We start from the raw sequence: 23,328 nt of genomic DNA, 5'->3' as shown, positions 1-23,328 counted from the left end.
TATCCTGATGCTGGGAAGCCGGCACGGTCCGTCGCACATCCTCTGTTTGTACCTGCACGGTGAAGCGCCAAATGGGCTCGTAAAAAACAGGGACGTTGCGAATCCTCAATCAGTCCGCGGTCAGCACGACCTTGACACTCTGAGTGCGGTCGGCGGCAAGTCGGAACGCATCGGGGGCGGAGGAAAGCGTGCGCTCCGCCGTCACCAGCTTCAGGACGTCCACCTCCCGCGACACAATGAGGTCGACTGCGCGACCGAACTCGCTGCCGAAGCGGAAGGTGCCTTTGAGGTCGATCTCCTTGGCCATCACCGCATTGGCGGGCAGCGGGATCTGGCCACCGGGAAGATTGCCGACCTGGACCACCGTGCCGCCGCGCCGGACGCTGGCGATTGCCGCGGCAAGGCCTGCGGCAGTGCCTGAAATCTCGAACGCCACGTCAAGCGAACCGCCGGCGGCGAGCGCCTGGAGCTCGCCGTCGCCGCTGGCAATGTCGATCGTCCTGTCGGCACCCAACCTGCCGGCGAAGGCGAGCGGCGCGGCGGCGATGTCGGCGACGGTCAGTTCAGCGCAGCCGGCAAGCCTGGCCGCGAGCATGGTCAAGAGACCGATGGGGCCGGCACCGAACAGGATGACGTTGCGGCCCCTGATGTCGCCCGCCCGCGCGACGGCGTGCAGGCTGACCGCCAACGGCTCGGCAAGCGCCGCCGCCTGGTAGGCCACATCAGATGGAACCTTGAAACATTGCGCGGGCTTAGCGTCGAACAGACTGGCGAAACCGCCCTGCATATGCGGCGTCTTCGATGCCGAGCCCATGAAATAGATGTTCTCGCAGAGATTGGCGCGGCCTTCCAGGCATCGCGCGCAATGCCCGCACCAGCGCGACGGATTGACCGCGACGTGGTCGCCGACGCCCAGGCCGGGTGCCGCGCCATTGATCTCGACGATTTCGCCTGAGATTTCGTGGCCGAGGACAAGCGGCGAGGTCACCACGAAATCGCCGGTACGGGCATGGCGGAAATAATGCAGGTCGGAGCCGCAGATGCCCCCGGCCTCGAAGCGCACCCGCACCATGCCTGGCGCCAGCGGTTCGAGCGGACGCTCCACGACGCGCAGGTCCTGCGGGCCGAACAGCGTCGCGGCAACCACCTGGCCGCTCACCGGATCAAGCCCATCTCGGTCGGCAGCCAGAGCGTGACGGCGGGTATGAAGGTGATCAGAAGCAGCGCCACGATAAGCGGCACCAGCCACGGCAGGATCGCCATGGTGGTGCGCTCGACAGAAAGCTTGGCGACACGTGACAGCACGAACAGCACCATGCCGAGCGGCGGGTGCAAAAGCCCGATCATCAGGTTGAGCGTCATGATCAGCCCGAAATGCACCGGGTTGATGCCGTAGACGGCGGCAACCGGCAGCAGGATCGGCACCAGAATCGTGATCGCGGCGATCGTATCGAGGAAGCAGCCGACCACCAGCATCAGGATGTTGACCAGGATCAGGAACACCCACTTGTTTTCGGTGAGCGCGAAAATGAAGTTCGAAAACAGCTGCGCTGCCTGGCTGACGGTGAGCAGCCAGGCGAAGATCGATGCGGCGGTGACGATGAAGAGCACCGAGGCGGTCGTTTCGATCGTGTCGAAGCTGGCCTTGGCAAGCAAACGCAGCGTCATCGTGCGGTAGCGCACCAGCCCGAGGAAAAGCGACCAGATGACAGCCGCCATCGCGGCTTCGGTTGGCGTGAACCAGCCCATCGTCATGCCGCCGATCAGGATGACCGGCGTCATCAGCGCCATGACCGCGGAGAAGTCGAAATACCAGTCCGCCGCGACCAGCACCAGCAGCGCGATGCCGACCGCGATATTGATCGACAGGCCAAGCTGCACAAGCACGTAACAGCCAATCGGAAAGGCAGCCACCACCAGCACCTCGCCTGCTGCTTCGGCGAGCCGCCGAAGCTCGAAAGGTGTGTCGGAACCCCAGCCGCGACTGTAGGCAAAGATGGCAACCGTAATCATCATCAGCACGGTCATGACCACGCCGGGCAGGATGCCGGCCATGAACAGCGCACCGATCGAGACATTGGCCATCATGCCGTAGATGACGAAGGGCAGCGAGGGCGGAAAGATCGGCCCGAGCGTGGCGGAAGCGGCGGTGACGCCGACCGCGGCGTCGATAGGATAGCCGTGGTCCTTCATCGCCTTGATCTCGATCGTGCCAATGCCGGCGGCGTCGGCGAGCGCGGTGCCCGACATGCCGGAAAAGATCACCGATCCGATGATGTTGACCTGCGCCAGGCCGCCCTTCATCCAGCCGACCAGGGCAAGGGCAAAGGAATAGATGCGCCCGGTGACGCCGGCGATGTTCATGAGGTTGCCGGCCAGGATGAAGAAGGGAACGGCGAGCAGTGGAAAGCTCTCGACCCCGGCGATCATGCGCTGGGCCGCAATGATATCGGGCGCCACGCCGTAGATGACGAGGTAAAGGATCGAGGCGGCCGCCATCGAAACGGCGACCGGCACGCCGATGAGCATCAGGACAAGAAAGCCCCCTACCAGAAGCAGCATCGCTCAGACCCCCGCCGTCTCGAACGCCCCGGGACGCTCGAGCACCGAATAGCCGCGCCTGTAATTGCCGATGAAGACCTGGATCGAGCGCAGAAGCATCAGCACGAAGCCAGCCAAGACGGCGTAGAAGAACCAGCGCCGCGGCAGGTTGACTGTGACCATGCGCTCATGCGCCACGATCGTGACGTAGCGCCACATCAGCCATGTTCCGTAGGCGAAGAATGCAATGCGGATAATATCGACGGCGAGCGCCAGCCAGCGGCCAACGCGCTCCGGCAGATAGTGGTAAAGCACATCGACATGGATATGGCGCGAAAGGCGCACGCACATGGCGGCGCCGAGAAAAACGACGACGACGAGCGCGTTGATGGCGATCTCCTCGGTCCAGGCAAGGCTGTTGTTCAGCGCATAGCGGGTGAAGAACTGCAGGAAGACACAGACGACCATGCCCCAGAACACGGCAAGCGTGATCCAGTCCTCGATACCGTGGTCCGACAGGTCGACGTGTACCGGCACCTCCTCGAAGGCGTGGGCGATCTCTTCGACGGTGATCTCGGTGTGGTGTTCCTCGGCCATTGGCGCGGGCTCCCGAAGCTGGTGGTCGTCAAGGATTGGAAAGGCCGTCCGGCACAATTTCAAGCCGGACGGATGGGCAGGTTAAAGCGGCGAATCCGATTGCCGCCCTATCCTCTTGATTGAGCATCCGATTTCCCGATGCCCTATTTGATGGCGCGGATCGCTTCCCAATCGGCCTTGTTGTAGCCGAATTCCTCGAAGGTGACCTTCTCCAGCACATTCTTCTCGAAGTCGGCACGGTCGACATCGGTTACGCTGATGCCGCGGTCCTTGAATACCTGCACCAGTTCCTTTTCGCGGGCGACGATCTTCGCCGTGGCGCGGGCGGCAGCCTCCTGCATCACCTCGGTGAAGATCTTCTTGTCCTCGTCGGAAAGCGAGGCCCAGCGCGACGCCGATATGATGGTGTTGAGATGATCGACGATATGGCCGGTGAGCACGATGTTCTTCTGCACCTCGTAAAATTTCTTCGCCTCGATGGTGGTCAGCGGGTTCTCCTGGGCCTCGACCGTGCCGTTCTGCAGGGCGAGATAGACCTCGGCGAAGGCAATCGGCGCGGTGTTGGCGCCGCAGGCACGCGGCATGGCTAGATAGGCGGGCACGTCGGGGACGCGCATCTTCAAGCCCTGCATGTCGGAGCACTTGGCGATCGGCCGGTTCGAGGTGGTCTGCCGCGTTCCATAATAGGTGGTGGCGGCGATGTGATTGCCGGTCTTGTCCTCGTAGCCCTTGGTCAGGGCCTTGTAGACGTCGCTCTTGGTGTATTTCAGCAGATGGTCGGCATCGCGGAAAGTGTATGGGAAATAGGTGACGCCGATCGGTGGATATTCGCGCGCTGCGAAGCTCGATCCGGAAATGATGATATCGACGGTGCCGAGCATCAGGCCCTGGTTGATGTCTGCTTCCTTGCCAAGCTGCGAGGCCGGATAGACGTCGATGGCGTAGCGGCCCTGGGTGCGCTTCTTGATCTCGTCGGCCGCCCACACGGATTCGGTGTGGAAGGGCTCCGTCGTCTCGTAGACATGTGCCCATTTCAGGACCGTTTCCGCCGAGGCCGACGCCATGGGTATGGCAATTGCGGCGATCGCACCGAGCAGAACTGCGTATTTTCTCAGCATCTAATTCCTCCCTGGTTGGATTTGACGGCCGGATCTCCCCCCGGCCAACTGCTATTCCGCAACCTCCTTGGCTGCGGCTCTCTCATCGAAATTGCGTGAGAATCTGATTTGCGACTGGCGCAGATGCTGCTGCATGGCGGCCTTGGCCCGCTCGGGGTCGCGCGCGGCAATCGCATCGCGCACGGCACGATGCTCCTTTGCCGCTATCTGCCAGGAATCGTTGGTCTCGAAATAGATCGACAGGCGTTCGAAGTACGGGTTCATGCGCTGGTCGAAGAGCTCGCCGATGAAGCGCACCAGCACCGCGTTCTCGAGAATGCCGGCGACTGCAGTATGGAATTCCCGGTCGAGCGTAATGGTCATCTTGTTGGGGTGACGCATGGCCTCCATCCGGCGCAGCACGTCGTCGAGCCGTTCGATATCTGCAGGCCGGACGTGGAGAGCAGCTTCGGCGGCGATCGCGCCTTCGACGAATTCGCGCGCGCGCAACAGCTCGAACGGGCCTTCCTCGATTTCGGGTTCGGAGGCGGGGGCGCTCGGCGGATCGGTGACGTAGATGCCCGAGCCGACGCGGATGCGTATGCGGCCTTCGACCTCCAGCGCTATCAGCGCTTCACGGACCGTCGGGCGGGAAATTCCGAGCTGGTCGGCCAGATCCCGCTCGGTCGGCAGACGGTCGCCGACGGAAAACTCGCCGGCATCGATCAGTTGCCTGAGCTGATCGGCGACCTGTCGGTATAGCCGGCGTGGTTCAACGGCCTGGATCGGCATGCGTGTTTAGTTCCCTCCCCGGCTCGCCCCTGGTACATTGGTCTGACCCATTGACCGCAAGCTTAGACAGACCATGCAGAGAGTCAAGCTCGACAGAACCGCGGCCCGCGCACCGGAAGGCGGCGGCATTCGGCAGGCATTCCATGCGTCAGCGCCGTCCTCCGCGAATGACCAGGACGTTCCCGGCGGCGACGAGGACGAGCCCGATGATCGCGTAAGCGGTCCAGGCATAGCCTTCCAGCGCCGTGGAGATCAAAAGCGCAAAGACGGGAAATATGACGGTCGCATAGCCGGCGCGGGCGCCGCCAATGCGTCCGAGCAGCGTCAGGTAGGCGGCGAAAGCCATGACCGTCGATATGACGGCGAGGAAGACCAGCGAGCCGATATAAGAGGCGGTCGTCGCGAACACGAACGGCTCACCGAGCAGGAAGGCCAGGAACGCCGACCACAGAGTGCCGTAGAGCATGCCCCAGGCGCTGGTTGAAACGAGCGGCAGGCCGCGGCGCTGGTTTGCGACGGAGACGAGATTACCGGCGCAGAAGCTCAGCGTGCCACAGAGGCACAGCAGAAGGCCCACCAACGTCCTGCCTGAAAGACCGTTCGCGGCAATTTCGGGAAAGAACATCAGCGCTATGCCGGCGAAGCCAATAACGCCGCCGGCGAGAATGCGCGGCGCCGGGCGCTCGCCGATGACCAAGGCACCGAGCAGCATGTTGATGACCGAGGCGAGCGAGAAGACGACCGAGAGCAATCCGCTGACGAGATAGCCGGCGCCGTAATAGAAAAACAGGAAGTTCGATGAGAAGATGAGGATGCCGAGCACAGCAAAGCGCAGATGATCGGTGATCGGAAAGCGGAGCCGCCCGCCGGAAAAACCGGCCCAGGCAAACATCAGCAGCGTGGCGATGGCGAAGCGCCAGACCAGATTGACCTCGTTCGATACGCCGCTGCCGACCTGAAGTTCGATCGCGAACCACGATGCGCTCCAGGCGATGACCGTCAGCGCGTAAAGCCCGTAGTCGACGGGTTCGAAGGGGCGGTCGCGCGTCGTTGTGCGCTTTTCCGCGGTAGCCGGCTCCGGGGCGCCGTTTGGTTCTCTTGTTACCGACATGCTGGCCAAGACTCTTCCGCTCATAAGGCGCTTATAGACCAACCGTCCGCCTTCGCCGCTTCTGACCCCAGACGACGAGACCGAGCAACAGCAGTGCCGGGATGGCGAACCAATAGCGCGACGGCCGTTCCGCAGGGACTAGCACCTGATTGATTTCGTCGCCCGGCTGCAGGCCGAATTTGGCCGCCTGGCTGCCCAGTCGCACCACGCCGACCGTCACGTTATCGCCAAGCGCACTGACGTCCAAGCCCGCGGCCTTCAGGCGTTCGGCCGATGAATTTCCAGGCCCGAGTTGTAGTCGCACCAGCTTCGATATCTCATCGCCGTTGAGGTTCAGTGTCGTCAGGCGCAAGCGAACTGCGCCCCCCTCGGCTGTCTCGTCGACGATACGGCCGAGTTCGGAGGCAGGCACTGCCCGATAGGGTTCGCTCACCTGATCGAGCAAGAGTCCCGGCCTGAACAAGATGAAACAGGCCAGCAGCAACGCAATCGTCTCGTACCAGCGGTTGCGCACGAGCATCCAATTCTGCGTCGCTGCTACAAACGAGACCATGGCCAGCGTCGACGTCACCACCATCGCGACGAAGTCGAACGGACCTTCGAGATCGATCATCAGCAGTCCGGTGTTGAAGATGAAGATGAACGGCAGCAGGCCGGTACGGATCTCGCATTTGAAACCCTGAATCCCGGTCTTCACCGGATCGGCGCCGGAAATTGCCGCAGCAGCATAAGCCGCCAGCCCCACTGGCGGCGTCACGTCTGCCATCAGCCCGAAATAGAAAACGAACATATGGACGGCGACCAGCGGCACGGCAAGATCGTTCTGCGCCGCCAAATCGACGATGACCGGCGCCATCAAGGTGGCGACGACGACATAGCTTGCAGTGGTCGGCATGCCCATGCCGAGAATGATGCAGATCACCGCGGTGAACAAGAGCATGACGATGAAGCTGCCGCCCGAGATGAATTCGACCAGCTCGGTCATCACCAGCCCGATGCCCGTGAGCAGAACCGTGCCGACGATGATGCCGGCCGTCGCAGTGGCAATGCCGACCGTCGTCATGTTCCGTGCAGCGGCGGACAGGCCACCGACCAGATCGTCGAAACCGCGAAGCCAATGCCGTGCCAGCGCACGGTCCTTGCGGAAAAAGGCGGTGAGCGGCCGTTGCGTCACGATCAGCGCCATCAGGGCGACAGCGCCCCAGAATGCCGACAGGCCGGGCGACAGCTCCTCCACCATCAGGCACCAGATCAGCAGGATCACCGGCAGCAGAAAATGCAGGCCGGTGCGCGCCGTCTCGCCGAAATGCGGAATCCTTACGATCTCGCCCTCCAGATCCTCCAGCGGCAGGTCGGGATAGCGCGCACGGTAGGCGACAAGGCCGATGTAGACGGCGATCAGCGCGGCAGTGATCATCCAGGTCGCGGCCGCGCCGAAAACGATCTTCGTCCAGCCAATGCCGTAATAGACAAGCCCTGCGAGGACGATGAAGCCGCATATGCCCATCAGCCCACGCAGCGCACCCTGAAATGCGGAGTGCGTGCTGCGTGACGGCAGGCCCTTCATCCCCGTCTTCATCGCCTCGATATCGACGATGTAGAACAACGAGCCGTAGGTCAGCAGCGCTGGATAGAAGGCATGCTTGACCACCTCGGCATAGGAGATGCCGACATATTCCGCGATCAGGAACGCGGCGGCGCCCATCACCGGAGGCATCAGCTGACCATTGACGCCGGCCGCGCATTCGATGGCGCCCGCCTTCACCGCAGAATATCCGACCCGGCGCATCAGCGGGATGGTGAAGGTTCCGGTGGTCACGACATTGGCGATCGACGACCCAGAAATCATGCCGGTCAGGCCGGAAGCCACGACACCGGCCTTGGCCGGACCGCCGCGGTATTTGCCGAGCAGCGAGAAGGCAAGCTGGATGAAAAAGCCGCCGGCGCCGGCGCGCTCCAGCAATGTTCCGAACAGAACGAACATGAAGACGACATTGGTGGACACACCGAGGGCAACACCGAAGACCCCCTCCGACGTCAGCCACATCTGCGAGGCTGCGCGCGATAACGTCGCGCCCTTGTGGCCGAGCAGGCCAGGTAGGTGAGGCCCGGCGAAGATATAGATCAGCATGATCGCCGCGATGACGGTGATAGCAGGCCCGACGGCGCGACGCGCGGCCTCGAGCAGGATGAGGACGCCGGCGATCGAGACGACCAGGTCAGCCGTAGTCGGAAGACCCGGCCGATGGGCGATATCGCTGTAAAAAACCAACAGATAGAGGGCGGACGCCGCCCCGGCGATGCCTAGCACCCAGTCGGGCGGCGGCACCCGGCTGCGCGACGAGGTCTTGAAGGCCGGAAACGTCAGCATCGCCAGAAACAGGGCGAAGGCCAGATGAATGGAGCGGGCGATGCCGTCGCTGACAACTCCAAAATTGAGCATGAACGGAAGGGGCGAGGCATACCAGAGCTGGAACAGCGACCATGCCAGCGATACGCCGAGGATCAGCTTCGCGGTGCGGCCGGTCGGCTTGCGCCCACCGGTGTCGGCCTCGGCGACGATCTCGCTGAGCTTGTCAATGTCGATAACGGGTTGGTCAGGCGCTGCCGCCCGCTGGCTTTGATCTGTCATCGTTCCCCACAATTATTTGCGATGCGAGGTGCCCGTTGCGCCTCGCATCGGAGGCCTCAGAGCCAGCCCTTTTCCTTGTAGTAGCGCTCCGCGCCCGGATGTACCGGCGCCGACAGACCGGTCTTGATCATCTCCTTGGGATCGAGATTGGCGAAGGCCGGATGCAGTTTCTTGAAGTCGTCGAAATTTTCGAAGACCGACTTCACCAGTTCGTAGACCACCTCATCGGGCGTGCTGGCGTTCGCCACGACAGTGGCGCGGACGCCGAATGTCTTCACGTCGTCCGGATTGTTGGCGTACATGCCGCCCTTGATGGTGGCGACTGAAAAGTAGGGATGGGCTGCTAACAGCGCGTCCACTGCCGGACCGGTCAGTGGGATGAGTTTGGCGCCACAGGCCGTGGTCGGATCCTGGATCGCGGCGGAAGGATGACCGACGCCATAGAAGAAACCATCGATCTTGTTGTCGCACAGCGCGCTGCCCTGCTCGTCCGCCTTCAGCTCAGCGGCAAGCGAGAAATCGCCGAGCGTCCAGCCAATCTGCTTGAGCAATTCCTCCATCGACGAGCGGGTGCCTGATCCGGGATTGCCGACGTTGAAGCGTTTGCCTTTGAAGTCCTCGAATTTGGTGACGCGGGCGTCCGGCCGCGCCAGCACGGTAAACGGCTCGGGATGGACGGAGAACACGGCCCGCAGATCCTTGAACGGCTTGCCGTCGAAATTTCCAGTCCCCTCATAGGCCTGGTACTGGACGTCCGATTGGGTCAAGCCGAAATCGAGGTCGCCGGTCTGGATGGAGTTGACGTTGAAGACGGAACCGCCGGTCGACTCGGTCGAGCATCGGATGCCGGTTTTCTGCCGGTCCTTGTTCATCAGTCGGCAAATGGCGCCGCCCACAGCGTAGTAGACGCCGGTGACCCCGCCGGTGCCGACCGTGACGAAGCGCTGCTCGGCTCCGACGGATGGCAGCGCCAGCAGCATGCAGGCCGCCGCGCCGATCAGGGTTTTCATCGAACTATACATGGTTGCTACCTCTCTGGTGGTTGTCCCGGCCCGTCGCCGATGACGCGTTGGAATTGGGTTGAGACGATCCGCGTCGTGCGGGTCAGGCCGCTGAAGCGATCGCAGCGTCGATCGCCTCACCGAGCCGTTCGACTATCCGATCGATATCCTGTTTGGAGATGATGAAAGGCGGCGCCACAAGCACATGAACGCCGCGCACACCGTCAATCGTCCCGGCCATCGGGTAAATCATCAGGCCGCGGGCCATTGCTTCGCGCTTGATGCGGGCGTTGAGTTCAAGCCTCTGGTCGAACGGCTCCTTGGTGGCGCGATCAACCACCAGCTCGATTCCCCTAAACAGACCCCGCCCGCGAATGTTGCCGACGTGATGGTGGTTATCGAAGCGTTGGTGCAGGCGTTCGTCCAGCTGCGCGCCCATTGCGCTGACGTTGTCGAGCAGACGGTCACGTCGGATGACCTCCTGCACGGCAAGGCCGGCCGCGGCCGCCATTGGATGCCCCATATAGGTATGCCCATGCTGGAAGAAGCCCGAGCCTTGGGCAAAGGCGTCGAAGATATGCCTGCCAAGCAGCACCGCGCCAATCGGCTGGTAGCCGCCGCCGAGCCCCTTGGCGACGGTCAGCAGGTCGGGAGTGATGCCGTCCTGTTCGCACGCATGCAGCGTGCCGGTACGGCCCATGCCGCACATCACTTCGTCGAGGATGAGCAGCACGCCGTAGCGGTCGCAGATCGCGCGAATGTGCTTGAAATAATTGGCAACCGGCGGCACGGCGCCGAGTGTGGCACCCACCACCGGCTCGGCGACAAAGGCGATGACCTCGTCCGGGCCGAGTTCGAGGATCTTGTCTTCGAGCTGCTGGGCGGCGCGCGCCGCATAGGCTTCGTCGCTTTCGCCATGCTTTTGATAGCGATAGGCGTAACAGGGGTCGATGTGATGGGTCTCGATCAGCAACGGCCTGAATTGGGCGCGCCGCCATTCATTGCCGCCGGTGGCGAGAGCACCGAGCGTATTGCCGTGATAACTCTGCCGGCGTGCGATGAGATGGCGCCGTTGCGGTTCGCCTTTCTCGACAAAATATTGCCTGGCCATCTTGAGCGCGGCCTCGACCGCCTCCGAGCCGCCGCTGACCAGATAGACATGGTCCAACCCTTCCGGCGCGTCCTCCACCAGCCGATCTGCCAAGCGCTCCGCCACCTCGGTGGTGAAGAAGCTGGTGTGAGCGTAGGCGATGCGGTCAAGCTGGGTGTGCAGTGCAGCGATCACGTCGGGATGACCGTGGCCGAGACAGGACACGGCGGCGCCGCCCGACGCGTCGATATAGGACTTGCCCTCGGCATCGAACAGTTCGATGCCTTGGCCGCGAATGGCGATCGGCAGCGTCGAGTGGATGGTTCGATGAAGAATGTGTGTCATCGACGGTCCCTCATGGGCATTTTCTTCGGCGGACGTTGGTTCAGATGGGTCTTGAGGGCGGCGCCCTGCTCATCGAAACGTCGCAGCGACTCAACAGCGCCCTCGCCTGCCTGCCCTGCGACAAGAGCACCGAGGACCTCCGCAACGATGAAAGCTGGCGTCATGGTGTGGAAAAAGGACGGGCTGCCCGTCGGCACGATGACCAGGTGATCGGCAAGCAGCGCCAAGGGCGCTACCCCGCTGTCGGTGATCGCAATGACCGGTACGCCGCGGCCGGCAGCATACTCGACAAGCTCGATGGTGAAGCGCGTGTAGGGCAGGACGCTGGCGGCGACAAGCACGTCGTCCTTGGTCGCGTGGGCCAGAGCGTCGCCGTCGGTTCCGCCGATGCCGTGCAGCAGCACCGACTTCTCGCCGATCAGCGACAGGATGTAATGCAGATGCCAGGCCACTGCGTGGCTCGAGCGCAGGCCGAGGCAATAGACGCGCCTTGCCGCACTCAGCGCCCTGGCCGTGCCGACCAGACGGTCGATCGACCTGCTTTCGGCGAGATGGGCAAGCTGGCTGGAAATTGAATCCAGAATATCGGCCGCCAGCGCGTGGTCGCCCTTGAGCTTTTGGCTGGCCACCTGGAGGCCCGCCTTGCCGGCAAAACCGATTTCGCCGTCCCGGATCGCGGCGGCGTAGATATCGCGTACGGTCTCGTAGCCATCAAGGCCGAGATGCTGGGCCAGCCGCGTCATCGTGGCCGGCTGCACTCCCGCGTGCCGGGCCTGCTCCCGCATGGACAACAACGCGACATCATACGGCTTATCAAGGACATAGCGCGCGGCGGACCGAAGCTGCGCCGACATGCCGTCGAAGGCACTGACGATCTGTCCAGCAAGCTCTCCCTGATCCATGGATATTGCTAGCTCGCCAGACCAGCGATTGCAACGTCTGTTTCAGTGTGGTCAAAGATTGATTCATATGAATCTTGTCACTCACAGAGCGTCTCCATGAAGCCGGCCCATGGTCTCGATCGCGTCGCCATAGCTGTCGCGCCGAACGGGGGACGTCGCAGCAAGGCCGACCATCCGGCGATTCCGCTGACACCAGCCGAACTTGCGCGGACGGCCGCGGAATGCGCCGATGCCGGTGCGGCTATGATCCACGTCCATGTCCGCGACAGAAGCGGCAATCATCTGCTCGACGCCGACGCCTACCGCCAGGCGATCGCCGCCATCCGCGGTGCCGCCGGCGACCGCTTGGTAGTTCAGATCACTTCCGAAGCACTCAGTATCTATTCGCCGGCCCAGCAGATGGCCGTCGTACAAGATGTGAAGCCGCAAGCTGTCTCCCTGGCGCTTCGCGAAATCGTTCCTGATGCCGGATCGGAGCTCGCATTCGCGCGCTTCATGGCCTGGCTGCGCACCGAGGGAGTAGCGCCGCAGATCATCCTCTATTCGCCCGAGGAGGCCGTCAGGCTTTCGGACATGCAGCAGCGCGGACTGATCCCCTGGGCAAGCATACCGGTTCTCTACGTGCTGGGCCGCTACACGCCGGGACAGACGTCCGTTCCTGCCGATCTCCTGCCATTCCTCGCGGCGAACACGCCGCGCTTCGACCATTGGAGCGTCTGCGCCTTCGGCCGCAACGAAGCGGCGTGCGTGATCGCCGCCGCGTTGCTTGGCGGCCATATCCGGGTCGGCTTCGAAAACAATCTCTTCCTTCCGGACGGCAGAATAGCTTCGTCCAACGCCGAACCGGTAGCGACGGTCGCACGCATACTCGCCGACTGCGGCGTCAAGATCGCCTCGGCCGCCGAGTTGGCGGCTCAATGGAACGCGCCGTTTCGTTCCATATGACAAACCAAAGCCTATTTTCGGCGGCAAGCTCGCGTAAGGCATAGAGAGGCGGCTGCAATGTCATCGCCACGGAAGAACGACGTGTCCCCGCCTACGGCGCGGCGATTGCAACAACAGTGCCGGTCGTTGTAACCATTCCGGCCGCTTGATTTTGGAGGAGACGCAGCATGGACCGATTCACCGGCGGGTGCCTGTGTGGCAACGTCCGAATTGTCGCGTCGGGGCGCCCATACCGGGTCGGCCTTTGCCACTGTCTCGACTGCCGCAAGCATCATGGCGCCCTTTTTCACGCTTCCGCGATATTTCCTGAGGATGCGGTGACGATCGACGGCGAAACACGCGACTATGCCGGGCGGTTTTTCTGTCCGCGCTGCGGCTCGTCGATTTTCGGACGCACCGCCGACGAAATCGAAGTGAACCTGGGATCCCTGGATGCGCCTGACCAACTGATGCCGACCTACGAAAGCTGGATCGTCCGTCGCGAGTCCTGGTTGCCGCCGTTTCCGCTCACCAGACGATACGAGCGCGATCGTGACGCCACGGGTCGCTTTGAGGAATAGGTCGCACGAACGGTGCGACGGCGCCGGCGCGTCACTCCGGAAGGCCGGCCTTGCGGAAGCCGTCAACGAAATGCTCAAGCGTCGCAGCGTCGCGGAATGGCTCCGTCGTCGCCCAGTGCCGGGTTGTGAAATGCGGGTTGCCGACGAGGAACAGTTCGACCTCTGCACGCGCCTCGTCGAGCCGGCCGAGTTGGGCAAGGCTTGCCGCCAGGAAACGGCGTGAGCTTGTACGATAAGTCTCGTCCCTGCGCAGTGTCTCGACAGCAGCCTCGTATTCGCGGGCCGCGTATTGCGCCTGCCCGAGCGTCAGATAATACCAACTTGCCGGAAACGGGTTCAGCCGGAAGGCCTTGCGGATGTGCTCAAGGCCCTCCTCGACCTGCCCCGCCAAGATCGCGATGTCGGACAGTGCCGCCCAGGCATCGGCCTCGTTCGGGTCGAGCTCGATGGCCTTGGCGAATTCCGCATCCGCCTCGGCGAAGCTGCGCTCATAGGCAAGCAGGTAAGCCAAGACCCAGCGGCAGCCGGCATCGTTGGGATCGATCGCCACGGCTTTGCGCGCCAGCTCCAAAGCAACGCTACGGGACGTTTCGGTTGGTCCGCCGGAATGCACCCATCCCATCCAGTGGTTCATGGCAAGCCAGCGATAGGCCTCGGCGTATTCCGGATCGAGCGAAACCGCGCGGGTGAGCATCAGATGCGCTTCCCGCGCCGTCTGCGGCGAATCATCCATCAGCTTGCGCGCCCGCACGCAGAGATCGTAGGCCTCGAGATTTTTGGGCCGATTGCGCGGCGCTGGTGCGCGTAGCCGGCCGAGCAGCGCCTCGACGATCTTGCCGGTGACCTCGTCCTGAACGGCAAAAATATCTTCCAGGCTGCGATCGAAGCGTTCCGCCCATAGATGATCGCCGCTCGTCGCGTCGACCAGTTGTGCATTGATGCGCACCTGCCCGGCGGCGCGTCTTGCGCTTCCCTCCAGCAGGTAGCGCACGCCAAGCTCCCCAGCGATCCCGCGCACGTCCATCGCCTTTCCTTTGTAGGCGAAGGCCGAGTTGCGTGCGATAACGAACAGGCCGGAGATCCTCGACAGATCCGTGATCAGGTCTTCGGTCAGCCCATCGGCGAAGGATTCCTGCTCGGGATCGCTGCTGACATTAACGAAAGGCAGAACGGCTATCGATGGTTTGCCGGGTAGCGGCAAAGGTCTTCGCTTGGCGCCGCCGAGCTGTTCGACGGCGCCCGTGAAGCGGTAGCCGATGCGCGGAACCGTGACGATCCATTCACCGCCGTCGGCGGCCGGACCAAGCAGCTTCCGCAGCAGCGCTATCTGGACGGTAAGGTTGCCCTCCTCGACGGCGGTGCCCGGCCACGCCGCGTCCATCAACTCAGCCTTGCTCAGGATTTCGCCGGACCGTCCGACGAGCGCCGCAAGCAGCTTTAGCCCGCGGTAGCCAACGGCAACGGGGACACCGTTCCGGAGGAGCGTTCCCGCGCCCGGATCAAGCGCGAACGGTCCAAAGGCAAAGCGCGATCCCTGCATACGGCGCATCTATAGCCCGTTTGGAAGTTTTGAGAACTATTTGGGAGAGCTTAATTACGGCGCTGTTCGTATCCTGCAGAATTCCTCCTCTTTCAGGTCGAGGGTCCTCCCAAATCGTATTGGACCTCAAACCATATGGAGGTTTGCCATGAACGATATTCCCACCTTTGCCTCGGGCCAGCATAAGGCAGCTCGGCTGGCGGAAGTGTCGCGTCGGCACTACAGCCTGGCGACGCTGCAAAGCATTGTCGCGACCTGGCGCGAGCAGACACGCTTTCGCTGGGACCTCAAGCGATTGGCGGAGACCAATCCCCATCTGATCGACGATATCGGCCTGACGAAAAGGCAGGCCGAGGAAGAGATCGCCAAGCTGCCCTTCTGGCAACGATAAGGCGAGTTGCAAAGACACCGGATCACCAACGAGCAGTGGCAGGTGAAGACGAAGCCGCCGCCTCGAAACGATGATCACAGGCTAGTGGTCGCGGCGACAATCAACCCGCCCAAGACGGCAACATTGATGGTGAAGCCGGTACGAAGCACTTCGCGTTCATCGCCGCTGTAGCGCCAGAAGTTGAGCGCCATGAAAGACGCCGCAATGGTGAACACGGCCAAGGCCGCGGCGGGAAAGGGTCCACCAAGGCCCGTTGCGAGGCAAAAGCCGCCGCCGATCTCAAGCACCGATCCGGCCGCGAGAAGAGGCTTGGGAGCAGGAAAGCCCCGTTCGGCCAGGGACGCTGCAATCGCCCGGAATCTGAGGAAATGCTCGGCGCCTGCCCAGATAAAGACGCCGCCGAGCAAAACCAGTCCGAGGTGGTGGAGGACCGCGATCATTCCTTGCTGCCGTCTTCGGTGTAAACCGCAAGCTCGTAACCATCCGGGTCAGCGAAATGGAAGCGCCGGCCGCCGGGGAAGCCATAGATCGGCCTGACGATCTTGCCTCCCGCTTGCTCGACACGCTTGACCGTTGCCGGCAGATCATCGGCATAGAGAATGACGAGCGGGCCTCCTCCCGATCTCGCTGGGCCAGCGGCGAAGCCACCTGACAAGCGCCCGTCGTTGAACTCGCAATATTGCGGGCCGTAGTCGGTGAAGGTCCAGCCGAATGCCTTTCCGTAGAAGTCGCGTGACCGCTGAATGTCTTTCACGTTGAATTCGACGTAGTCGATCCGTTGGTCGTTGTTGTTGCTCATGACGCATACCTCTCGTGTGATGTACGACGCCGAAAGATAAGCACGCATCTCGCTTGCCGGATTGAACAAAACGGCCATCGACGTATGAGCCGCAAACGGCGCCGCCGATGGCGATGCACGTGACATCACCCCTCATCTGCCCTCTTCGTTCCGGCCGGAAGAAAACAACCGATTCTTGCAACCGTTCTCGATTGGCAGACGTTGTCGGTCGTGCAGATTGTTGTCTCGAGCGACGGCCGGGCGCAGCCGCTGCGCCGTAGGTTCACCGCCGCTAATCCGAAGGGGAGCGAGATGAGCGATCCCGTCCCAGCGCAGGCAACGGGTACATTTCAGCAACGTCCAGTGTCGGCGCGGCTTCGCGCGACCTTCGCTTCGGTGTGGGTGCATCGAATGGACCCGGCGGGCTCACCGCCAATCGCCGTCATGCCCGACGCAACGATCGATCTGCAATGGATCGGAGGCAGCTTCCGAATTGCCGGACCTGACAAGGAGCCGCAGACCGAGGTTCTAGCGGCGGACGAGGTCGTGATCGGCTTGCGCTTCCATCCTGCCACGGCGGCGGCATGGCTCGGCGTGCCGCAAATCGAGCTGGTCGGTCAGCGGCTGTCGCTCGACGTTTTGTGGGGAGCGCGAGCCCGGCGCCTCGCCAGCCGCGTGCGCGCCAGCGACAATCTCGAAGATCTGGCCTGCTCGCTCCAACAGGTCGTCGCCGAGGAGATGGCCCCCGACGCCCCAGACGTTCCCATGCAGGCGGCATATCGCTTGATCGAGCGCGGTCCGCCACCCGACGCGCCTCTCGTCCCTTGGTTGATGCGCGCCCTCGAAATGAGCGAAAGGACGTTGCGCCGGCGCTTCAACGAGAGCTTCGGCTATGGCCCCAAGACGCTTGAACGTATCCTCCGCTACCAGCGCTTTCTGCGGCTTTCGAACCAATCGAACAGCGCTACGGCCATCCTGGCAGCCGAGGCGGGCTATTCCGACCAGGCGCATCTTGTTCGCGAGAGCCGACGCCTGACAGGAAGCACCCCGCGACAGATTCATCACCTGCTGCACGGCGAGTGAAACCTCGGCGCGTTCTTCGACTTGGCGGCACGCTTTTGGCCGTTTTGTTCAAGTCTTCACTGTCGCCCGACTTTATCCTGGTGTCTCCGACAACCAGAGGAGACTGCCATGAAACCGCGCATTTCGGTTTTGACGATCGCTGTCGCCAACCTCGAGAGTTGCCTCGTGTTCTACCGCGACGGCCTCGGCTTGCCGACGGAAGGGATCATCGGCCGCGAATTCGAGCATGGCGCCGTCGCGTTCTTCACGCTGTCCGGCGGGTTGAAGCTCGCGATCTGGGCTCAGGACGACCTCGCCTACGACACCGGCCTGCCCAAAGCGCCGATCAGTTCGACCTCGTTCACAATCGGCCACACGTTGTGCGCCGCGAGGAAGTCGATCAAGTGATGGATGAGGCCGCCCGTGCCGGAGCCGAGATCATCAGGCCTGCCCGGGACACGTTCTTTGGCGGGTATGCCGGATACTTCCGCGACCCGAACGGACACCTGTGGGAGGTCGTCTGGAACCCCGCCAACATACCGAGTGAGGATTCTCTTTAGGGCGGCGCGGACCTGCAGTATCGAACGGCGTTAGTCATCCCCAGTGCTGGCAAATTCTGTCGGCATCGGGGCGGGCGGCCATGCTTTCCCTGGCAAACGAAGCCAGCTCGACGGCAGTCCACCAGTCTTAAGGGGCTGATTGTGTAGCTTTATCCAGATTCGCCTCGCCTGCATGGCGCATCATGCGGCGGAAGCTCATTGAGATATGCGCCCGCCTTATGTGCCCTATGGACTCCCAGTCGCCGATCTCGGCGGCGGCAAGGACCTCTTCCATTTCGCGGCGGAACGCGGTGAATTCCTCGACAAGGCCCAATTGCGGCATCAGCTTCAGGACGACGCGCGCAACCTGAAAATACAGGCGCTCGCTGATCTCGCGCAGTGGCTGGTTGCCGGTCATCGCCGTGAGCTCGTAAAAGAAGTCCATGTTGAGGCGCAGGAAAGCGCGCTGGTCGGGATTGAGTATATCGGCATCGCAGCGCGCGATGAGCGCCCGTATCCGGTCGAGGTCGTCCGCCGTGCGCGGGATCGGTGAAAGCTTGCCGACGAGGAGCGCCAGCTCCAGGCGCAAATGATAGACCTGCTGCAATTCCTCGATATCGACGTCGGTGACGATCGTGCCGACGCCGTGGACGGATTGAACCAGACCCTCGGATTCAAGGCGCGCCAGGACACGCCGGACCGGCGTGCGGCTGATCTCGAATTCCTGGGCAAGTTCTTCCTCGGACAGACGGCTTCCCGGCGCATAGACGAGCAGACAGATGCGGTCGCGCAATATCCGGTAGATGCGCTCGAACCGCTCTCGCGCGGAGAGCGGGCGCGGCGGCGCGGCGGTCACCGTCGTGGGCGGCTTGGCCTTTGTCTCGATCGTCACCCAGCCTCCAGGACAGCGTGCAGGAATTGCCGTGTCCGCTCGTTCTTGGGAGCACCAAACAGTTCGCTTGGCGGCCCCTGCTCGCAGATCTTGCCTTGATAGAAGAAGCAAACGCGGTCGGAAAACTCCTTGGCGAAGCCCATCTGGTGGGTGACCATCAGCATGGTTAGATCATGCTCGCGGCCGATCTGCCTTATCACCTGCAGCACTTCGCCGACAAGCTCCGGGTCGAGCGCAGACGTCACCTCGTCGAACAGCATGATCTTGGGCCGCATGGCAAGCGCCCTGGCGATGGCGACACGCTGCTGCTGGCCGCCGGAAAGCTGTGACGGATAGTGGTCCTTCTTCTGGGCCAGACCGACCAGCTCCAGCAGCTCCGCCGCTCTTGCCTCGGCGTCCGCCCGCTTCATGCCGAGCACCGTTATCGGCGCCTCGATGCAGTTCTGCATCGCCGTCATATGCGGAAACAGGTTGAACGACTGGAACACCATGCCGATCTTGGCGCGGATCTTACGGATATGGGCGAGATCGGCGGGAACAAGCTTGCCGTTCCTCTCCATATGGGTCAGCGGCTCGCCTTCGACCCAGATGACACCGTCATTGATCGTTTCCAGCGTCATCAGCATGCGCAACACCGTCGTCTTGCCCGAACCCGACGGACCGATGACGGAGACTTTTTCGCCGCGCGCTATTTCGAGATTGAGCCCGTCGAGAACGGTTAACGTGCCGTAGCGTTTCGATACATTGTCGAAGCGGACCATCGGTTGTTCCGTCATCGCGTGGTCCTCCGGTTGAGCAGCCCTTCGAGGGAGCGGATGAGCGCCGCCGAAACCAGGCTCATGGCAAGGAAAAACAGGCCGACCAGCGTGATCGGCTCGGTGTAGCGGAACGTTTCGGAGCCGATGATCTTGGCAGTCTGCATCAGTTCCATCACGGCGATTGCGGAAAGCAACGGCGTCTCCTTGAACAAGGCCACCAGATAATTGCCGAGCGCCGGAACGATCGGCGGGATCGCCTGCGGGATGATGATGTCGCGAAACGTCGTCCAGGACGAGAGATTGAGCGCGATCGAGGCTTCCCACTGGCCGCGATGGATGTTGTCGAAACCGGCGCGATAAACCTCGGAGCAATAGGCGGCGTAGTGGATACCGATGGCCAGCACCCCGGCGGTGAAGGCGTCGAGCACGACACCGAATTTCGGAAAGACGAAATAGAGAAAGAATATCTGGATGAGCAGCGGGGTCGAGCGGATCAGCTCGACCAGCACCGAAATCGTCCAGCTGGTCCATGGCACGGCGATGCGGACGACCGCCAGCACCAGGCCGAGCGAGGCCGCAAGCGCAAAACCGATCAGCGTCGCCTCGATGGAAATGATGGCGGCGCGGGCGAGCACCGGCAGGATTTCCAGGGCAAATCCCCAATCCCAGATCATGCCGCCTTCCCCCGCGCCAGTCCGAGCGACGCCCGCCTTTCGAGAAGCCGCATGCCGATGGTCACAACCAGCGACATTGCCAGGTACATCAAAAGGACGAGGGTGAAGATCGGAATAGTCTTGAACGTGTTCTGGTTCATTTGCTGCGCCTTGAAGGCGAGGTCCGAAAGCGTGATCAGCGAAACCAGCGCTGTCGATTTCAGAAGCTCGATGAACAGATTGCCCCAGGGCGGGATCATCGCGACAAAGGCCTGCGGCAGGATGATCCGGCGCAACATCTGTGGGCGGCTCATGTTCAATGCCGTACACGCTTCCCACTGCCCGCGGGCGACGGACTGGATCGCGCCGCGCACGCACTCCGATCCGTAGGCGCCGACATTCAGGCCGAGTGCGAGCACTGCCACCACGAACGCGTTGATCGTGACGCCGAATTGCGGGAGGACGAAAAACAGCCAGAACAATTGCACCAGCGCCGACGTTCCGCGAAAGATCTCGACATAAACCGTGGCCAGCCATCTGAGCGGCGTTGGACCGTACATCCTTGCAAGTGCTGCAAGCACGCCCATGATAATTGCGAGCAGGCTGCCGAGGACGGCGATCTCGACTGTCAGGACCGCGCCTTGCAGCAGCCCCGGCATGAACACTCGGTAGCTTTCCTGTGTTGCCAAGGCGCCGATCACGACGAGCGCGATGACCAGCATGGCAACGAGCGTACGGATACCCATGCGATTCCCCGGGGAAAAAGGGCGGCGCTTTCGCGCCGCCAGCAGTTGGGAACCTATTTGCCAGCACAGAGCTCTGCGGTCGTCTTGTTGGGGAGATAGTCCTTGCCGAAGCCGAGTGGCTCGACCAGCGCGATATGCTCCGGCGAACCGAGGAACTTCTTCAGCTCGGCGTTGAACGCCTCCTGCAGGTCGGTGTCTTCCTTGCGGAAGCCGAAGCCGCCATGACCTTTCACCGACTTGCCGGCGACCTCGCCGAAGGGCTTGGTCGATTCGACGCCGTCGGCTTTCTTGGCCATGTCCGCGATCGAAAGAGCGGTCAGTGCGGCAGCGTCGGCGCGGCCCGACTGGACGGCGGCGACCAGGCTGGACTGGTCGGGCAAGGAGACGATCTGCCCACCGGCAACGCCCGCTTCCTTGGCGAAGCCGCCTTCGACGGCGCCGGCCATCACGGCAAGCTTGAGATCCGGATTGTCCTTGATGCTGGAAAAATCCTTGATGCCTTTCGGATTGCCTTTTGCCACCAGCATAGCCTCGCCGATGCCGTAGGACGGCTCGGAGTAGTTGATCTCAGCGCAGCGCTTCGGAGTGATGAACATGCCGGCGGCGATGATGTCGAAGCGGCCGGCCTTGAGACCCGGAATGAGCGAGCCGAATTCGGTCAAAACACCGTCGACCTGCGGTATGCCCATCTTGGCGAGCACCGCCTTGGCGACTTCCGGCGCTTCGCCGGTCAGCTTGCCGTCTGGCGTGGCGTAACCGAACGGCGCCTCGTTGGCGAAACCGACGCGGATGTAGCCGTCCTTCTTGGCCCGTTCGAGGGTGGTTTCCGCGTGAGCGGACAGCGACGTCAATGACGTCGCGGCGAGCGCGATGCAGGCAGCCGCTTTCACGACCATGCGGCGCGATATCGATGATTTGAGCATGCTTTTCTCCCATTGAACAACTGTGGATGGTTCCCAGGGCGCGGCCTTCTTCGAGGTCGACGCCTGCTTGATCAGACGTATACAACTGCACTAGACATTTCGCAAGCAGAGATATAGAAACCATGTAAATTCGGCGCTAATTCGTAGTTATCCAACAAACTTGACGTCGAGTTGTGCACAATTTCGCCTGGTTTGCCCATTTACACGAGGGCAACAGCGTACCCAGAAGGCAGGACTTCGGTGGCGACCGCGAACGAGTTCGGGACATTCACGCAAGCGGAGTATGGGCAGCGCCTGGCCGACGTGAAGACACGCATGCAAAAAGCCGGCTTCGATCTCGTCGTCTGTCAGGATCCAGCCAACATGTGCTGGCTGACCGGCTATGACGGATGGTCGTTCTACGTTCCGCAGTGCGTGCTCGTCCATCTGGAGGAGGACCGGCCGATCTGGTTCGGCAGGGCGCAGGATGCCAAGAGCGCACGCCTAACCACCGGCCTGCCCGAGACAAACATCGTGCCGTTCTCGGAACGGCTGGTGCAGCAGCCGGTCGAACACCCTTATGACGAACTCGCGCAACTGATCCGGTCGCGCGGCTGGGGAAAGGCCCGCATCGGCGTCGAGATGGACGCGCATTATTACACTGCGCGCTGCCACGCCCACCTTGTCGAGGGGCTGCCCGACGCGCACTTCGCCAACAACCACGATCTCGTCAATTGGGCGCGGCTGGTGAAATCCGAAGCCGAGCTGGTGCTGATCCGCGAGGCGGGTGCGATCTGCACGCATGCAATGAACCGCGCCATCGAGAAAATGCGACCCGGTGTGCCTCAGAACCATGTCATTGCGGAAATCTATCACGCACAGATCATGGGCGTGCCCGGAGCTGGCGGCGACTATGCCGCGATCTGTCCGCTGATGCCCGTTGGCGAAGGCACCAGCACGCCGCATCTGACGTGGTCCGACGCGCCGCTGCCGGACAGCGGCCTCGCCATTCTGGAGATCGCCGGCGTGCGCCGCCGCTATCATGCAGCCCTGACCCGGACGGTACATTTCGGCAAGCCGCGGCAAGCCATCCTCGACATGGCCAAGGCGATCGTCGAGGGCGTCGACGCTGGCCTCGAGAAGGCGCGCCCCGGCAACACCGCCGAAGAGGTGGAAGCCGTCTGGCAGGCAGTCCTGCGGAGGAACGGACTGAAGAAGGAAAGCCGCGTCGGCTATCCGGTCGGGCTCGCATACCCGCCCGATTGGGGTGAACGCACCGCAAGCCTTCGTCCCGGCGACACCACCGAGATGCAGCCTGGGATGTGCTTCCATTTCATGGCCGGCGTTTGGCTCGACGATTTCGGCATCGCCATCTCGGAATCGTTCGTCGTCACGGAACGCGGCGGCGAACGCCTCTGCGATGTGGCGCGCGAACTCATCGTTATCGATTGACA

23 protein-coding genes and 1 pseudogene are annotated in these 23,328 nt (G+C 62.5%); 6 read left to right on the top strand and 18 right to left on the bottom strand.

From position 1 onward, the window contains the following. Positions 1-109: 109 nt before the first annotated feature. The 10 genes from NKJ93_RS11715 to NKJ93_RS11670 form a co-directional block, all read right to left on the bottom strand. The gene (locus NKJ93_RS11715) at positions 110-1,159 is read right to left on the bottom strand and encodes an L-idonate 5-dehydrogenase (protein WP_352483861.1); all 1,050 of its coding nucleotides are present in this window, start codon (positions 1,157-1,159) and stop codon (positions 110-112) included. Continuing rightward, entirely contained in the window at positions 1,156-2,562 is a 1,407-nt protein-coding gene (locus NKJ93_RS11710) for a TRAP transporter large permease (protein ID WP_352589098.1), read from the bottom strand. Before NKJ93_RS11710 ends, NKJ93_RS11715 begins: the two co-directional genes overlap by 4 nt. 3 nt (positions 2,563-2,565) lie before the next feature. Continuing rightward, positions 2,566-3,138, bottom strand: coding sequence for a TRAP transporter small permease (locus NKJ93_RS11705; RefSeq protein ID WP_023717040.1), 573 nt, complete (start codon positions 3,136-3,138; stop codon positions 2,566-2,568). Positions 3,139-3,281: 143 nt separating this feature from the next. Then, on the bottom strand, positions 3,282-4,256 hold the full coding sequence (locus tag NKJ93_RS11700; protein WP_023717039.1) for a sialic acid TRAP transporter substrate-binding protein SiaP: 975 nt from the start codon (positions 4,254-4,256) through the stop codon (positions 3,282-3,284). Between the two features lie 51 nt (positions 4,257-4,307). Next, the gene (locus NKJ93_RS11695; RefSeq protein ID WP_031193403.1) at positions 4,308-5,027 is read right to left on the bottom strand and encodes a FadR/GntR family transcriptional regulator; all 720 of its coding nucleotides are present in this window, start codon (positions 5,025-5,027) and stop codon (positions 4,308-4,310) included. A 148-nt stretch (positions 5,028-5,175) separates the two neighbouring features. After that, complete coding sequence (locus tag NKJ93_RS11690; protein WP_023717038.1) at positions 5,176-6,138, bottom strand: DMT family transporter; 963 nt, start codon at positions 6,136-6,138, stop codon at positions 5,176-5,178. A gap of 31 nt (positions 6,139-6,169) precedes the next feature. Beyond that, on the bottom strand, positions 6,170-8,770 hold the full coding sequence (locus NKJ93_RS11685) for a TRAP transporter permease (RefSeq protein ID WP_352589096.1): 2,601 nt from the start codon (positions 8,768-8,770) through the stop codon (positions 6,170-6,172). A gap of 56 nt (positions 8,771-8,826) precedes the next feature. Further along, complete coding sequence (locus NKJ93_RS11680; protein ID WP_051409598.1) at positions 8,827-9,780, bottom strand: TAXI family TRAP transporter solute-binding subunit; 954 nt, start codon at positions 9,778-9,780, stop codon at positions 8,827-8,829. 94 nt (positions 9,781-9,874) lie between these two features. After that, positions 9,875-11,206 carry an aspartate aminotransferase family protein gene (locus NKJ93_RS11675; RefSeq protein ID WP_352589094.1) on the bottom strand — a complete coding sequence of 444 codons (1,332 nt, stop codon included), beginning with the start codon at positions 11,204-11,206 and terminating at the stop codon, positions 9,875-9,877. Further along, positions 11,203-12,108: a MurR/RpiR family transcriptional regulator gene (locus NKJ93_RS11670; RefSeq protein WP_352589091.1), complete on the bottom strand. Its 906-nt coding sequence runs from the start codon at positions 12,106-12,108 to the stop codon at positions 11,203-11,205. Before NKJ93_RS11670 ends, NKJ93_RS11675 begins: the two co-directional genes overlap by 4 nt. A 96-nt stretch (positions 12,109-12,204) precedes the next feature. Here NKJ93_RS11670 and NKJ93_RS11665 point away from each other — a divergent pair, with 96 nt between their 5' ends. Then, positions 12,205-13,053 carry a beta-keto acid cleavage family enzyme gene (locus NKJ93_RS11665; RefSeq protein WP_352589088.1) on the top strand — a complete coding sequence of 283 codons (849 nt, stop codon included), beginning with the start codon at positions 12,205-12,207 and terminating at the stop codon, positions 13,051-13,053. Between the two features lie 167 nt (positions 13,054-13,220). Continuing rightward, positions 13,221-13,613: a GFA family protein gene (locus NKJ93_RS11660; protein WP_352589085.1), complete on the top strand. Its 393-nt coding sequence runs from the start codon at positions 13,221-13,223 to the stop codon at positions 13,611-13,613. 31 nt (positions 13,614-13,644) lie between these two features. Here NKJ93_RS11660 and NKJ93_RS11655 read toward each other — a convergent pair whose 3' ends face one another. Further along, positions 13,645-15,153, bottom strand: coding sequence for a winged helix-turn-helix domain-containing tetratricopeptide repeat protein (locus tag NKJ93_RS11655; protein WP_352589257.1), 1,509 nt, complete (start codon positions 15,151-15,153; stop codon positions 13,645-13,647). A gap of 148 nt (positions 15,154-15,301) precedes the next feature. On the opposite strand from NKJ93_RS11655, the gene NKJ93_RS11650 reads away from it, so the two are divergent. Then, a complete protein-coding gene (locus NKJ93_RS11650) occupies positions 15,302-15,544 on the top strand; it encodes a DUF1127 domain-containing protein (protein ID WP_352589083.1) in 243 nt (80 codons plus the stop codon). Between the two features lie 74 nt (positions 15,545-15,618). Here the strand turns inward: NKJ93_RS11650 and NKJ93_RS11645 are convergent, their stop codons facing one another. Together NKJ93_RS11645 and NKJ93_RS11640 are read right to left on the bottom strand one after the other, a co-directional pair. Beyond that, positions 15,619-15,984: a DoxX family protein gene (locus NKJ93_RS11645; protein WP_352589080.1), complete on the bottom strand. Its 366-nt coding sequence runs from the start codon at positions 15,982-15,984 to the stop codon at positions 15,619-15,621. Further along, on the bottom strand, positions 15,981-16,343 hold the full coding sequence (locus NKJ93_RS11640; RefSeq protein WP_352547628.1) for a VOC family protein: 363 nt from the start codon (positions 16,341-16,343) through the stop codon (positions 15,981-15,983). Before NKJ93_RS11640 ends, NKJ93_RS11645 begins: the two co-directional genes overlap by 4 nt. Positions 16,344-16,634: 291 nt before the next feature. On the opposite strand from NKJ93_RS11640, the gene NKJ93_RS11635 reads away from it, so the two are divergent. Together NKJ93_RS11635 and NKJ93_RS11630 are read left to right on the top strand one after the other, a co-directional pair. Next, positions 16,635-17,405 (top strand): AraC family transcriptional regulator, encoded by a 771-nt coding sequence (locus NKJ93_RS11635; RefSeq protein ID WP_352589077.1) that lies wholly within the window; start codon positions 16,635-16,637, stop codon positions 17,403-17,405. Between the two features lie 108 nt (positions 17,406-17,513). Further along, positions 17,514-17,944 (top strand): annotated as a pseudogene (locus NKJ93_RS11630) (VOC family protein). Positions 17,945-18,071: 127 nt separating this feature from the next. On the opposite strand, the gene NKJ93_RS11625 reads toward NKJ93_RS11630, so the two are convergent. From NKJ93_RS11625 to ehuB, 5 genes are read right to left on the bottom strand one after another with little or no spacing between them, the layout of a single operon-like run. Continuing rightward, positions 18,072-18,815 (bottom strand): GntR family transcriptional regulator, encoded by a 744-nt coding sequence (locus NKJ93_RS11625; protein WP_023717025.1) that lies wholly within the window; start codon positions 18,813-18,815, stop codon positions 18,072-18,074. Beyond that, positions 18,812-19,591, bottom strand: a complete 780-nt coding sequence (gene ehuA / locus NKJ93_RS11620) for an ectoine/hydroxyectoine ABC transporter ATP-binding protein EhuA (protein ID WP_023717024.1) — start codon at positions 19,589-19,591, stop codon at positions 18,812-18,814. Before ehuA ends, NKJ93_RS11625 begins: the two co-directional genes overlap by 4 nt. Then, positions 19,588-20,247, bottom strand: coding sequence for an ectoine/hydroxyectoine ABC transporter permease subunit EhuD (gene ehuD / locus NKJ93_RS11615; RefSeq protein ID WP_352547624.1), 660 nt, complete (start codon positions 20,245-20,247; stop codon positions 19,588-19,590). Before ehuD ends, ehuA begins: the two co-directional genes overlap by 4 nt. Then, positions 20,244-20,972, bottom strand: coding sequence for an ectoine/hydroxyectoine ABC transporter permease subunit EhuC (gene ehuC, locus NKJ93_RS11610; protein WP_352483851.1), 729 nt, complete (start codon positions 20,970-20,972; stop codon positions 20,244-20,246). The genes ehuD and ehuC overlap by 4 nt, the downstream gene beginning before the upstream one ends. A 53-nt stretch (positions 20,973-21,025) precedes the next feature. Continuing rightward, positions 21,026-21,895, bottom strand: coding sequence for an ectoine/hydroxyectoine ABC transporter substrate-binding protein EhuB (gene ehuB, locus NKJ93_RS11605; RefSeq protein ID WP_023717021.1), 870 nt, complete (start codon positions 21,893-21,895; stop codon positions 21,026-21,028). Positions 21,896-22,135: 240 nt separating this feature from the next. Here ehuB and NKJ93_RS11600 point away from each other — a divergent pair, with 240 nt between their 5' ends. Beyond that, positions 22,136-23,326 carry a M24 family metallopeptidase gene (locus tag NKJ93_RS11600; protein ID WP_352483850.1) on the top strand — a complete coding sequence of 397 codons (1,191 nt, stop codon included), beginning with the start codon at positions 22,136-22,138 and terminating at the stop codon, positions 23,324-23,326. Positions 23,327-23,328 lie beyond the last annotated feature (2 nt).

Source organism: Mesorhizobium sp. M0028 (genome assembly GCF_040323855.1).
GTDB lineage: Bacteria > Pseudomonadota > Alphaproteobacteria > Rhizobiales > Rhizobiaceae > Mesorhizobium.
Note: the sequence above shows the minus strand (reverse complement) of the source record. Positions and strands in the feature narration are given on the sequence as shown.